Annotated in this window: 11 protein-coding genes, 1 tRNA gene and 2 pseudogenes; 12 read left to right on the forward strand and 2 right to left on the reverse strand. The window is 62.9% G+C overall.

The window, feature by feature from the left end; translation table 11 throughout:
• Both NX05_RS19025 and NX05_RS19030 read left to right on the forward strand, forming a co-directional pair.
• A partial coding sequence (locus NX05_RS19025; RefSeq protein ID WP_155550126.1) for a transposase occupies positions 1-331 on the forward strand: 331 nt, incomplete at its 5' end.
• Positions 332-443: 112 nt separating this feature from the next.
• A pseudogene (locus tag NX05_RS19030) lies at positions 444-1,508 on the forward strand (MASE1 domain-containing protein); the annotation flags it as partial.
• Here NX05_RS19030 and NX05_RS19035 read toward each other — a convergent pair.
• A complete protein-coding gene (locus NX05_RS19035; protein ID WP_039435307.1) occupies positions 1,492-1,926 on the reverse strand; it encodes a hypothetical protein in 435 nt (144 codons plus the stop codon). The pseudogene NX05_RS19030 and the gene NX05_RS19035 sit on opposite strands and share 17 nt — an antisense overlap.
• 733 nt (positions 1,927-2,659) lie before the next feature.
• On the opposite strand from NX05_RS19035, the pseudogene NX05_RS23215 reads away from it, so the two are divergent.
• Together NX05_RS23215 and folE2 are read left to right on the forward strand one after the other, a co-directional pair.
• Positions 2,660-3,834: pseudogene (locus NX05_RS23215) on the forward strand (N-acetylmuramoyl-L-alanine amidase).
• Positions 3,835-3,871: 37 nt separating this feature from the next.
• A complete protein-coding gene (gene folE2 / locus NX05_RS19050; RefSeq protein ID WP_039435300.1) occupies positions 3,872-4,780 on the forward strand; it encodes a GTP cyclohydrolase FolE2 in 909 nt (302 codons plus the stop codon).
• A gap of 502 nt (positions 4,781-5,282) precedes the next feature.
• Here folE2 and NX05_RS19055 read toward each other — a convergent pair.
• Positions 5,283-5,357: transfer RNA gene (locus NX05_RS19055), tRNA-Glu, on the reverse strand.
• A 49-nt stretch (positions 5,358-5,406) separates the two neighbouring features.
• Here NX05_RS19055 and pcnB point away from each other — a divergent pair.
• From pcnB to NX05_RS19095, 8 genes are all read left to right on the forward strand, one after another.
• The gene (gene pcnB, locus NX05_RS19060) at positions 5,407-6,774 is read left to right on the forward strand and encodes a polynucleotide adenylyltransferase PcnB (protein ID WP_039435296.1); all 1,368 of its coding nucleotides are present in this window, start codon (positions 5,407-5,409) and stop codon (positions 6,772-6,774) included.
• Between the two features lie 3 nt (positions 6,775-6,777).
• The gene (gene folK, locus NX05_RS19065) at positions 6,778-7,263 is read left to right on the forward strand and encodes a 2-amino-4-hydroxy-6-hydroxymethyldihydropteridine diphosphokinase (RefSeq protein ID WP_010371378.1); all 486 of its coding nucleotides are present in this window, start codon (positions 6,778-6,780) and stop codon (positions 7,261-7,263) included.
• 35 nt (positions 7,264-7,298) lie between these two features.
• On the forward strand, positions 7,299-8,114 hold the full coding sequence (panB, locus tag NX05_RS19070) for a 3-methyl-2-oxobutanoate hydroxymethyltransferase (protein WP_010371380.1): 816 nt from the start codon (positions 7,299-7,301) through the stop codon (positions 8,112-8,114).
• Positions 8,111-8,953, forward strand: a complete 843-nt coding sequence (gene panC / locus NX05_RS19075; RefSeq protein ID WP_039435293.1) for a pantoate--beta-alanine ligase — start codon at positions 8,111-8,113, stop codon at positions 8,951-8,953. Before panB ends, panC begins: the two co-directional genes overlap by 4 nt.
• A 177-nt stretch (positions 8,954-9,130) precedes the next feature.
• Complete coding sequence (gene panD, locus NX05_RS19080; RefSeq protein WP_003481969.1) at positions 9,131-9,511, forward strand: aspartate 1-decarboxylase; 381 nt, start codon at positions 9,131-9,133, stop codon at positions 9,509-9,511.
• Positions 9,508-11,022: a glucose-6-phosphate isomerase gene (gene pgi, locus NX05_RS19085; RefSeq protein WP_039435290.1), complete on the forward strand. Its 1,515-nt coding sequence runs from the start codon at positions 9,508-9,510 to the stop codon at positions 11,020-11,022. Before panD ends, pgi begins: the two co-directional genes overlap by 4 nt.
• Before the next feature lie 154 nt (positions 11,023-11,176).
• On the forward strand, positions 11,177-11,521 hold the full coding sequence (locus NX05_RS19090) for a type II toxin-antitoxin system prevent-host-death family antitoxin (RefSeq protein WP_010371400.1): 345 nt from the start codon (positions 11,177-11,179) through the stop codon (positions 11,519-11,521).
• Between the two features lie 3 nt (positions 11,522-11,524).
• Positions 11,525-12,151 (forward strand): ATPase, encoded by a 627-nt coding sequence (locus NX05_RS19095; RefSeq protein ID WP_039435287.1) that lies wholly within the window; start codon positions 11,525-11,527, stop codon positions 12,149-12,151.
• Positions 12,152-12,421: the final 270 nt, after the last annotated feature.

Consider the following 12,421-nt stretch of genomic DNA (forward strand, 5'->3'; position numbering starts at 1 on the left):
GGACAGCGGCTATACGGGGCTTGAGAAGCGCGATGAGATGAAGGGCAAGCGCAAGTTGCGCTACCTGATCGCGGAGAAGCGCTCGAAGCTGAAGCAGATCAAGAACAAGCGCGAACTGAAGTTGGCCAAGCGCTGGGAGCACACCAAGGCCAGCCTGCGTGCGAAGGTGGAACACCCGTTTCGGGTGATCAAGCGTCAGTTTGGTTACGTCAAGGTGCGCTATCGCGGTTTGGCGAAGAACACCGCACAGGTGCTGACGCTGTTTGCACTGTCGAATCTGTGGCTGACGCGCAAAGCGTTAATGCCTGCTGCGGGGAAGCTGTGCCTGTAACCCAGGCAACACCCCGCAAACGGCCGAAACCGGCAAAAAATCGGCGATTTGAGCGCCCTCAGCGCGGCGGATGCGGTTGCTTCGTTTTCCGGTCGCGTTGATCAGACCATCCTTAAGAACGTGGTTGGGTTCATACCTCGGCATTTTGATATTTTTGCTGCCGGGTTTGCTTTGGTGCCGGCGTGCGGAAGGCTATCTTCGTGACGATTTGGTGCGTGACAGCGCATTTGCCGGATGTGCGATGGCGGCATTATTTTGCACCGCCAATGTTGTCCCTGAGCCACTGCTGCGACAGATTTTGATGGTGTCGCTTATTGGGCCAGCAATCGTCCTGACGCTCCGTCATGGCTGGCGGGGAGCCGCGGTTGGCGCCTTGCTGGCAAACCTAATTGCAGCGTTGTCTAGGTCGAAGTACGGAATCGCCGCATATGACTCCGAATTGTTCAGTGTTCAGCTACTGATTGCAGTGATTGCGACGGGACTCTTTGTCCTCGGTTCACGGTTGGCCTTTGCATACACGCAGGCAGGGAACCAGGAGCAGGCACAACTGGAAGCTTTGCAGTTTGCTCAGGCGGGCTATCTGGCTGCAGAGCGCACCCTTCGCAATCGCGTGGTGGATTATTCTGATATAAACGTTCATATAAATCGGTTGCGCAAGGATTGTGTTGCGCAGCTGCGTGAGCGTGGGCATCACGCCGCAGCCATGGAAATGACTAGGGCAGGAGTCATTGAGTCCCGACTGCTGCATGAATATGTCGCGGGGTTATATCCGCTAGAAATCGAGACGCATGGCGTGTATCAGGCGCTGCGCTCACCCGTACTGGCGAGGTTCTATAACACTGAGATCCATCACGCGCTGCGTGGTCATTGTGGCGATCTATCACTTGGCTTGCAGCTGGCCGCGTATAGGTGCGCGCTCAACGCGTTCGAAATGCTTCCACAAGCTGAGCGGCACCTTGTGCAAGCTCGCACATGGAAAAGTGGGGGTTCACAGGGCGTTGTTATCAGGATCTTCGCTGATAGTTTATTGCTGGATATAGTGCAGCGCGACACAACTGAAGCGAGTGCCGAATTGCGGACGCGACTAAAAGCGCATGGCGGTATGTTTCGCCGCCGCCATACGCGAACCCTCAGTCTGCTACTCGCCGAGCCAGTCTCGATCACTTCGTCCGTGTGACAATCCAGCGCTCTCCAGCGGTGCCCGGGATGAGATGCACCGTGAAATTGTCGGTCTGATAAACCAATTGTGCGAGCGTTGGGACCGTCAATGTCGAAACCGTCACACGATTGACGTCCTTACCCATCGGCAGCACCCACAGAACTTCGCCTGCGCGACCAACCGCGCCACGCACTACGCCAGTTGCATCATTAATCTGCAGATACAGCATGCCCTCGCGTTGAAATTCATAGATCCGCCATGTCGGATCTGCCGCAAGATTGGTTGCGTGGGGCACGGACTCGCCCAGGCCCGTGGCAGCCAGCGTGGTAACTGTTCCATCGCCTGGACAGCATGCACTTGCTGATCCGGTACCCGCCAGCATCGCGATGGCGACGGTACCTAGGGTCTCAAATGCCAGCTTCGCCTTCATGTCCATGACTTCGCCTTCTCCCGTTTATGGGAAACGTTCGCCTGCAATTCAGGCATGCCTACGGTACGTGTTTCTCTGTAGTTACGTTAGTGGCTAAGTCAAAATTCATTGCACTTGCCTTGTGTCAATGTGTTGACTCTTGAGTAGGTGTCAGCTCTCCTGAGTTCACTTTCATAACTTTTGCTGCCTTTTTATTTTTTTATATTGTGTGGAATGCCGAGGCTGACAGATTTCATCATAGACTGAAATCATTACTGTGCATGTTCTTGGTGCCACGGTTATAGAGATTGGGAGGGCTGGGTTTTTACAGTCACAGAACTCTGTGGCAAGTAGCGGGTTATTCGAATAATGCGTGACCCGTCCGCGTAGAAGTTATTAGGTTTTCTATGTAAACGCACGACACTCGGCGAGTCGTCCGGGAAACGAACGGGTCATCGTCTGTGCGCAATCGACTTCGTCACAGTGATAAAGGCATTTAGGCGTGGCGTATGGCCGCGCCTTCCAATTTGGGGACGGGAAGATGAACGCAAGAGCGCAGGATAGGAGCGGCTGATCTGCCTTCCCTGAATTTATGTTACAGTATAACACATCTCCGCCGCCGTGTAGTCTGGCCCCCGTGTCATGCCTCCCCTTGTGTTGGATGTGCTGTCTTGAATCGCGCCGCGTTTTGTACTGCCGTCTGCCGCGGCGGGTCGATTGCTTGGGTGTCGATTGCTCCGGCTTTGAGGGGGAAGGCGTGATGAGGCGCCGCCACCTAGTACTGGGCGGGGCTGCTGCATTGATGCTTTCGCCGGCGTTGGGGCCTGCACAAGGACTTCCAGTCTTGCGGGGATGCAGCGTGCAGCAGCAGGGCGAATCGCTGCGCCTGCGGCTGGAGCTGGGCGCGCAGATGGCCTATCGCAGCTTTAACCTGTCCAATCCCGAGCGCTTGGTCATCGATCTCTCCGGCGTTTCGTTGCAGTCGCCGCGCATGGATCCGGTGCCCGCGGGTGCTGCGGTGACGCGCATACGCAGTGAGCTACATCTGGATGGGCTACGCGTGGTGCTGGATCTGCAGCAGCCATGTTCAACCAATCTGCGTTGGGAAGGCGGTGCGCTGGTGCTGGAGCTTGCCGCCATGCCCGGCAGCGTGGCGCTGTCCGCGAGTGGCGGTGCTGCAGCGGCAGCGCCGAGGGGGCAGGCGGAGCCATCGGAGCCGACCCGCTCGCGCCTGCAGCCCTATGTGGTCACCATCGACGCCGCCACGGCGGCAAGGATCCGGGCGCGGTCAGTGCCGATGCGCGTTACGAAAAACATGTGGCCATGGCAGTAGCTAAGCGGCTACATCAGCGCTTGGCGGCCGATGCGCGCTATTGGCCCACCATGATCCGCAGCGATGACGGCTTCGTGCCGCTGCACGAGCGCGTGTTGATCGCGCATCGCCACAGCGCGGATCTGTTCGTCTCCATCCATGCCGATGCCGCGCCAACGCGCGAAGCGCGCGGCGCATCGGTGTTTGCGCTATCGCAGACTGGCACGAGCTCTGCACTTGCCCGCTGGATTGCCGATAGCGAAAACGCTGCCGACGACATGGGCGACACCGCGCGCCTGCTTCGGGTGCCGAGCAACCCGGTGTTGTCGCAGGTGCTGGCCGACTTGTCGCTAAGCGGCACCATCGCCAGCGGCCTGGCCTTCGGTACGTTGATGCTGGAGCGCCTGCAGCAGGTGACGCATCTGCATCAAAACCAGGTCGGGCAGGCAGGTTTTGCGGTGCTGAAGTCGCCGGATATCCCATCGCTGCTGGTGGAAACCGGCTTCATGAGCAATCGCGACGATTGCCAGCGTTTGTGTGGCGATACGCATCAGGACGAACTCGCACATACGCTGCACGCGGGAATCGACGACTACTTCGCTGCGTTTCCCGGTCGCTCCTGAGGCGCGATCATCTTTTTTATTCTCCAACGAGTGCCTGATGTCCGCCACGCTTCCCGATGTTGCTGTGACTGAACCATCCACGCTGAGCGCGCCCTTGCGGTGGGTCGGCATGCAGGACATCGCGATTCCCGTGCATCTGGACACTGATGGTGGCGACCTTGCCGCCCGCGCCAGTGTGCAGGTCGATCTGCCCCGTGTCGAGCTCAAAGGCATCCACATGTCGCGGCTGTATCGCCTGCTGGATCTGCATCTGCAGCAGCCCTTGTCGCCGGCAATGTTGTCGCAGCTGCTGCAGGCACTGGTCGAAAGTCATAGTGATTGCGCAAGCCGCGCGGCACGGCTGACGCTCAGCTTCGAAGTGATGCTGCGCGTGCCGGCATTGCGCAGCGAGGGACTAAGCGGCTGGCGTGCCTATCCGGTGCACATCGCCGCGCAGTGCAGGGCGGGGCGCGCCACGATCCAGCTACAAGTCGAGGTGCTGTACGCGTCCACCTGCCCCTGTTCGGCGGCGTTGTCGCGGCAGTTGCTGCGCGATGCGTTCGTGCAGCAGTACGCCGGGCGCGATGCGCTGCCGCTGCAAGAGGTTGCGCAGTGGCTGCAGGATCGCGGTTCTTTCGCCACCCCGCACAGCCAGCGCAGCGTGGCGCAGGTGCGTGTAGATCTGCCCGTGGATGCGCAGGGCTTCGCAATCCAGCAACTGATCGGTCTATGCGAGCAGGCGTTGGCGACGCCGGTGCAGGCCGCGGTGCGGCGGCCCGACGAACAGGCATTTGCGCGCTTGAACGGCGCGAACCTCATGTATGTGGAAGACGCAGCGCGACGCCTGCGCCAGGTGCTGGTCGAGCACTATGCGAGGTTTCATGTGGCGGTACGTCATCTGGAAAGCCTGCATGCCCATGACGCTGTTGCCGAATCCGGCAGCGATGACGAGACGCCTTCCCAATAGCGGTGTAAGCAGGCGTCAGGTACTGCAAATTGCCAAGGCGGCCACTGCGAATGGCACACAACCAGGCAGGTCGGCTGTCTCAACGAAGAAGGGCAAACGCGGCCTGCGTGGCATGTTGCTATCAGACCCGTCTGTTTTCTTCGTGCTGATGTGGCTGATCTAACCGATGCAACGGCGATCGATACGTCGTCTAACCCTCAGCGCGCGATGCGCCCGAAAGATGCACGCGCATTAGCTGCGGCGTGTTGGGTCGGGGCCTCATCTCATCCCGACAAGCACTGCCACATGGCGCGCATTCGATGCAATCCACCTGTCGATACGGGCCGGCAACCAGCCTCGACCACTTCGTCGGCCGAGCGGTCATGCTCAGACCACGGTATGCGGCGGAGATCGTCGCGGCCTGCAGCACGGCAGTGCAGTCCAGCACACTTGCCAACACCTGCGCCACAACGCAAAAGCCCCGCAATGCGGGGCTCTGGCGTTTCTACAGCGAGACGAGAGGTGGTGCTCCCTAGGGGGCTCGAACCCCTGTTTTAGCCTTGAGAGGGCCACGTCCTAACCATTAGACGAAGGGAGCGCTTTTGTCACGTCTTGTGCAGCGCGCTAGTATAGTGAGGTAATAGCCGTTGGGCAATCCTGCAACACAAGACGGAAGCGCCATCATCGAACCCTCAGTTACATCTCCGTTCACGCTGCGCGTCATCCCACGCGATCAGCACACCATCTCGCGCAAGGACATCAGCCCCAATGCGCTGCGCGTGCTTTACCGCCTGCGCGAATCGGGCTTCGGTGCTTATCTGGTCGGCGGTGCGGTCCGCGATCTGCTGGTCGGCCACCACCCCAAGGATTTCGACGTTGCCACCAGTGCCACGCCGGAAGAGGTCAAGGCGCTGTTCCGCAACTGCCGCCTGATCGGCCGCCGTTTTCGGCTGGCGCACGTGGTGTTCGGCCGCGAAATCATCGAAGTGGCCACCTTTCGCGCCAATAGCGACGATGGCAGCGGCGACCGCGAACTCGATAACGGCCGACTGGTGCGGGACAACGTTTACGGCACCATCGAAGACGACGCGATCCGCCGCGACTTCACTTGCAACGCCCTGTACTACGCCATCGAAGATTTCTCGGTACGCGACTACTGCGGCGGCTTCGAAGATGTGCAGGCGCGCCTGATGAAGTTGATCGGCGACCCGGAGCTGCGCTACCAGGAAGACCCGGTGCGCATGCTGCGCGCGGTGCGCCTGGCGGCCAAGTTGGACTTCGAGATCGAAGCCGGCACCGCCGAGCCGATTCCGCGTCTGGCCGGGCTGTTGTCCGAAGCCGCGCCCGCGCGACTGTTCGAAGAAATTCTCAAGCTGTTCCTTTCCGGGCATGGCGTGGCCAGCTTCGAAGGCTTGGAGCGTTATGGCCTGTTCGGCGCGCTGTTTCCCGAAAGCGCGGCAGCATTGAAATCTAACCGCAGCGGCGCGTTACGCGCCATGGTGCTGGAAGGCCTGCGCAACACCGATGCACGCGTGGCCAACGACGAACCAGTGTCGCCAGCATTCCTGTTTGCGTTGCTGCTGTGGCCGGCGTTCTGCCGCACCTTGATGGGGCTGCAGGCGCAAGGCGTGCAACCGGAAGATGCGCAGCGCCGCGCGGCCGACCGCGTGACCTTGCATCAGCTGGAGCGCGTGGCGTTGCCACGCCGCTTCTCGCTGCCGATGCAGGAAATCTGGCTGATGCAGACGCGCTTCTCGTCGCGTCAGCGCAAGCGGGTGTTCCGCACCTTGTCGCATCCGCGCTTCCGCGCGGCGTTCGATTTCCTGGTGCTGCGCCAGTTCGCTTCGCCTGATCACGCCGCCGATGTGGAGTTCTGGCGTGAGGCGCAAAAGTCGTCCGGCCAGGAGCTGGTGGATGCGATCGAATCGGCGCAGGTCGACCTGGAAGGCGAGGAGGGCGCACCGCGCAAGCGCCGCCGCCGCCGCCGCCGCACCGGCGCGCCTGCAGGCGAGTAAGGCATGCAGACCGCCTTTGTCGGCCTTGGTGCCAACCTGGGCCCGGCCGAGGCCAGCGTGCGCGCGGCCATCACCGCGCTCGGCGCGGTGCCGCAGACCACACTGATCGCCGCCTCGCGCTTATACCGCACGCCGGCCTGGGGCCGCGAAGATCAACCCGATTTCATCAATGCCGTGGCGCAGCTGCGCACCGGCCTCGCGCCGCTGCCGCTGCTGGAGGCCTTGCTCGGCATCGAACAGTCATTCGGCCGCGAGCGTCGCGCCGGCGAGCGCTGGGGCCCGCGCACGCTGGATCTGGACCTGCTGCTGTACGCCGAGCAGGTGATTGATCTGCCGCAATTGCAGGTACCGCATCCGCATCTGCAGGCGCGTGCCTTCGCACTGCTGCCGCTGTCCGAGCTGGCGCCGGAGGCAATCATCCCAGGCCATGGAACAGTGCGGCACGCCCTGCAAACCATCGATACCTGCGGGCTGGAGCCGATTGGGTAGATAATGGTCGGCTTATCACCCCACGTAATGACTTCATGAGCAGCCACGCCGATAGCAAGCCCTGGACCGTGCCCGCCTTGGCGCAGGCCAAGCGCGAGGGTCGAAAACTGGTCATGTTGACCGCGTACGACGCCAGCTTCGCGCGCACCTTCGATGTCAATGGCGTGGACCTGATCCTGGTCGGCGACTCGCTCGGCATGGTGGTGCAGGGGCACGAGTCGACCTTGCCGGTGACCACAGCCGACATGGTCTACCACACCGCCGCGGTGGCCCGTGCGCTCGATCGCGCGTTGCTAGTGGCCGACCTGTCGTTCCAGGCCGACGCCACCCCCGAGCGTGCATTGGATGCCGCCACCCAGCTGCTGCAGGCCGGCGCAGAGATGGTCAAGATCGAAGGCGCCGGGCACAAGCTCGAGGTCATTCGTTACCTGGTCGAGCGTGAGATTCCGGTCTGCTCCCATTTGGGGCTAACCCCACAATCGGTGCTGCGTTTCGGCGGCTACAAGGTACAGGGCCGGGGCGAAGCCGGCGAGCAGTTGCGCCGTGATGCGCAGGCAGTGGTCGATGCCGGCGCCAGTCTGGTGGTGCTGGAATGCGTGCCGACGCCGATTGCCGCGCAGATCAGCGCCGAACTCAGCGTGCCCACCATCGGCATCGGCGCCGGCCCCGGCTGCGACGGCCAGGTGCTGGTGATGCACGACATGCTGGGCCTGGACAGCGGCCATCGCCGGCCGAAGTTCGTCAAGGATTTTCTCGCCGAAGGCGGCTCGGTCGCCGGCGCGGTGCGTGCCTACGCGCAGGCCGTGCGCGACGGCAGCTTCCCCGATGCAGAGCACGCGTACGCCGCATGATCCAGACACTCACCGATCTTTCCGCGCTGCGTGCCCTGGTCAATGGCTGGAAGCGCGAGGGCCTGCGTGTGGCGCTGGTGCCCACCATGGGCAACTTGCACGCCGGGCATTATTCGCTGGTGATGCTGGCGCGCCAGTACGCCGACCGCGTGGTCTCCAGCGTGTTCGTCAACCCGACCCAGTTCGGGCCGAATGAAGATTTCGCGCGCTACCCGCGCACGCCCGAGGCCGATCGGCGTGGCCTGGAAGATGCCGGCTGCGATGCACTGTGGTTGCCGGACGTGGGCACCATGTATCCGCTCGGCACCGCACTGGCCACACCGATCCACGCGCCCGGCGTCAGCGATGTGCTGGAAGGTGAATGCCGGCCGGGGCATTTCGATGGCGTGTGCACCGTGGTGGCACGGTTGTTCAACCAGGTGCAGCCAGACGTGGCCGCCTTCGGCAAGAAGGATTACCAACAGTTGGCGGTGATCCGGCAGATGGTGGCCGACCTGGCGTTTCCGATCGAGATCCTGGGCGGCAGCATCGTGCGCGAGGCCGATGGTCTGGCGATGAGCTCGCGCAACCAGTATCTGTCGGCCGAAGAGCGCCCGACCTCGACCAAGATCCGCAAGGTGCTGCTGCAGATGCGCGACAGCTACGCCGCCGGTACACCGCGCGCGCAAGTGGAAGACGCCGCCAGCCACGCGCTGGAGCAAGCCGGCTTCCGGGTCGATTACGCGGTTGTGCGTTTGCCCGACTTGAGCGAGCCGGGCGACAGCCACACCGGTGCGCGCGTGGCCTTGATCGCGGCCCGCCTGGGCAACACGCGTTTGATCGACAACCTGGAATTCTGAGCAGGCTGACGCTGCGTGCGCAGCGCCTGAGCTCGGCTGGTAGCGCCAGCGCGCCAGTGCATGTGCGCCTTCGCGCAGCGCGCGCCTGAAGCCCTCACCACCGGCCGCGGCGCGAACCGGTGGGGACGAGCGCTTTCCGCTAAAATGCCGGCTTTCCTTTTGTCGTTGCCTGCGTCCATGCATCTGTCCCTGCTGAAAGCCAAGATCCACCGCGCCACCGTCACCCACTCCGAGCTCAACTACGAAGGCTCGATCGCTATCGACGGCCTGCTGCTGGAAGCGACCGGCATCCGCGAATTCGAACAGGTCCATATCTGGGACGTCACCAACGGTGCGCGTTTCAGCACCTATGCCATCCGCGCCGAAGACGGCAGCGGCATCATGTCGCTCAACGGCGGCGCTGCGCGTCATGTGCAGGTGGGCGATCTGATCATCGTGGCGGCATTCGCCAGCATGAGCGAAGACGAAGCCAAGACCTTTAAGCCCAATCTGGTATATGTGAACGCGCACAACGCGATCTCCCACACCAACCACAGCATCCCCACGCAGGCCGCATGACACACACCAACGGATTCGACGCGCTTCACGCCCACGCCCAGCGCCTGCGCGGCGCTGCCATCCCCGCATTGCTTGCCGCCGAGCCGGAACGGCCGACGCAATACGCCAGGCAAGTCGGTCCGTTGTATTTCAATTTCGCCCGGCAGAAGTACGACCGCGCCGCGCTGGATGCCTTGTTCGCCATCGCCCGCGAGCGCGATCTAGCCGGCGCATTCCAGCGCCTGTTCCGTGGCGAGCAGGTCAACGTCACCGAACAGCGCGCGGCCTTGCACACCGCGTTGCGTGGCGATTTGACCGACGCGCCGGTGGCATCGGAGGCCTATGCCACCGCTGCCGACGTGCGCCAACGCATGGGTGCATTGATCCAGCAACTGGAAGCCACCGACGTCACCGATATCGTCAGTGTCGGCATCGGTGGCTCGGACCTGGGCCCGCGTCTGGTTGCCGATGCGTTGCGTGCGCCGTCCGGTGCGCGCTTCCGCGTGCATTTTGTCTCCAATGTGGATGGCGCAGCGATGCAGCGTACGCTGGCCACGCTGGACCCGGCACGCACCGCCGGCATCCTGATTTCCAAGACCTTCGGCACCCAGGAAACCCTGCTCAACGGTAGCATCCTGCATGCCTGGCTCGGTGGCAGCGAGCGGCTGTACGCAGTCAGTGCCAATCCCGAGCGCGCCGCCAAGGCCTTCGACATCGCACCCGGCCGCGTGCTGCCGATGTGGGACTGGGTGGGCGGGCGTTATTCGCTGTGGTCGACGGTGGGCTTCCCGATTGCATTGGCGATCGGCTTCGAACGTTTCGAACACTTGCTGGAAGGCGCCGCGCAGTTCGATGCGCATGTGCTCAATACGCCGCTGGAAGAAAACGTCGCGGTGCTGCACGGCCTGACCGCGGTGTGGAACCGCAACCTGCTCGGGAGCGCCACGCATGCGGTGATGACCTATGACCAACGCCTGGCCTTGCTGCCGGCGTATCTGCAGCAGTTGGTGATGGAGAGCCTGGGCAAGCGCGTCAAGCTCGACGGCTCGGCGGTGGACAGCGACACGGTGGCGGTGTGGTGGGGCGGTGCGGGCACCGATGTACAGCACAGCTTCTTTCAGGCGCTGCACCAGGGCACCAGCGTGGTGTCGGCCGATTTCATTGGCACCGTGCACAACGACGACCCGTACGCGGAAAACCACGTCGCGCTGATGGCCAATGTGCTCGCGCAGACCGAGGCGCTGGCCAACGGCCAGGACAGCAGCGACCCGCACCGCAGTTATCCCGGCGGGCGTCCAAGTACGGTAATCCTGCTCGATGCGCTCACCCCGCAGGCGCTGGGCGCGCTGATCTCGATGTACGAGCACAGCGTGTACGTGCAGTCGGTGATGTGGGGCATCAATGCGTTCGATCAGTTCGGCGTGGAGCTGGGCAAGCAGCTGGCCAGCCAGTTGCTGCCGGCGCTGAAAGGCGAATCGGCCGATGTGGCCGACCCGGTGACGCGCGAGCTGCTGAGCAAGCTGCGCGGCTGAGCATTGCGCATCGCGCTTACAGAGAACGGGGCCTGCGGGCCCCGTTTTTATTTGGACGATATGACCGACTGCGCTGAGGCCAAAATAGACAAATTTCCTAAATTGGGAATTTGAGAGTAGGCTGATCGCTATTACTCCGCGCCGGACTGCCGCCATGTCGCGCTTCCAGGATTTGCCCGAGCTCGAAAAATCCCCCGCCGCCGACATCAAGGTGAAGGGCTGGCCCAGCCTGATGCGCAAGGTGCGATCGCACGGGGCGGTGGTCATCACCAACCACAATCACCCCGAGGCGGTGGTGGTGGATGCCGAGGAGTATCGGCGCCTGGTCAATCAGGCGAGTGCGGCGGCAGCGGCCTCGGCGCGTGCGCAATCGCTGCAGGTGTTGCAGGCGAAGTTCGATGCGCATCTTGCGGCAGCCACTGAAGGTGCAGGCCTGGCCAAGGCGATCGCCACGCCGGCACGCCGCGGCCGCAAGGTCACCCTGGGCCCGTCGCTGTAACCGATGGGCAATCTCCTGGTGCTGGCCGGCGTCAACGGCGCCGGCAAGAGTTCGTTGTTGGGCCGTTTTCTGCAGGAGGATGGCGCTACCTGGTTCAATCCCGATGCGTTTACCAAAGAACTGATCGAGCAAGGCTGGGCGCCTGCAGAGGCGAACGCGCAGGCCTGGGAAGAAGGCGTGCGGCGGCTTCGCCAAGCCATGGCCGATGGCAGCGATTTCGCGTTCGAAACCACGCTGGGTGCGACGACCATTCCGCGCCTGCTGCGCGAGGCGTGCGCGCAGCACACAGTGGCGGTCTGGTTCCGCGGGTTGGCGACGGTGGACCTGCATATCCAGCGTGTGGCCGCGCGCGTTGCGGCCGGCGGTCACGCCATTCCCGAACACAAGATCCGCGAGCGTTACGACACCTCGCGTGCCAACTTGATCGCGTTGCTGCCGCATCTGGCAGTGCTGCATGTTTACGACAACAGCGCACCGGCCGACGCGGCGGGGCAGGCGTCGCCGATGCTGGTACTGGAATTGGACCGCCTCGGCCTGCATTACCCGCAAACGCCGGAAGAATTGGTGCAGGTGCCCGATTGGGCCAAGCCCATCGTGATGGCGGCGCTGGAGACGCACCGCATGCCCTGACGTGCGCCCCCGCGCCGAGTGCGCGAGGCTGGCCTAACTCGACCGACGGGATGGCGACGCAATCGCTGTTGCGCGCTATGCATTGGACGTGCGTCGGTGCCGCGTGTCTGCGGCGCGTGCTGACAGGCCCCGGTTTGCGTTATTCGGAAGGCGTCGATTGCTAACGGCGAGGGCTCGCCAGAGCGCGGGTCGGTCGGACCCGCGCAGCAACGCAAACCTGCGTATGTTCCAACGACCGCTCGCAGCGCTTCTGTGCGCACTGCGAGCGGT

It is taken from the genome of Xanthomonas vasicola, assembly GCF_000772705.2.
GTDB classification, from domain to species: Bacteria; Pseudomonadota; Gammaproteobacteria; order Xanthomonadales; family Xanthomonadaceae; genus Xanthomonas; species Xanthomonas vasicola.

Excerpts from the sequence above, each read along its gene's own strand:
- NX05_RS19035 (WP_039435307.1), bottom strand. The coding sequence starts at position 1,926 with ATGGACATGAAGGCGAAGCTGGCATTTGAGACCCTAGGTACCGTCGCC.
- folE2 (WP_039435300.1), top strand. The coding sequence starts at position 3,872 with ATGTCCGCCACGCTTCCCGATGTTGCTGTGACTGAACCATCCACGCTG.
- folK (WP_010371378.1), top strand. The coding sequence starts at position 6,778 with ATGCAGACCGCCTTTGTCGGCCTTGGTGCCAACCTGGGCCCGGCCGAG.
- panB (WP_010371380.1), top strand. The coding sequence starts at position 7,299 with ATGAGCAGCCACGCCGATAGCAAGCCCTGGACCGTGCCCGCCTTGGCG.
- panC (WP_039435293.1), top strand. The coding sequence starts at position 8,111 with ATGATCCAGACACTCACCGATCTTTCCGCGCTGCGTGCCCTGGTCAAT.
- panD (WP_003481969.1), top strand. The coding sequence starts at position 9,131 with ATGCATCTGTCCCTGCTGAAAGCCAAGATCCACCGCGCCACCGTCACC.
- pgi (WP_039435290.1), top strand. The coding sequence starts at position 9,508 with ATGACACACACCAACGGATTCGACGCGCTTCACGCCCACGCCCAGCGC.
- NX05_RS19090 (WP_010371400.1), top strand. The coding sequence starts at position 11,177 with ATGTCGCGCTTCCAGGATTTGCCCGAGCTCGAAAAATCCCCCGCCGCC.
- NX05_RS19095 (WP_039435287.1), top strand. The coding sequence starts at position 11,525 with ATGGGCAATCTCCTGGTGCTGGCCGGCGTCAACGGCGCCGGCAAGAGT.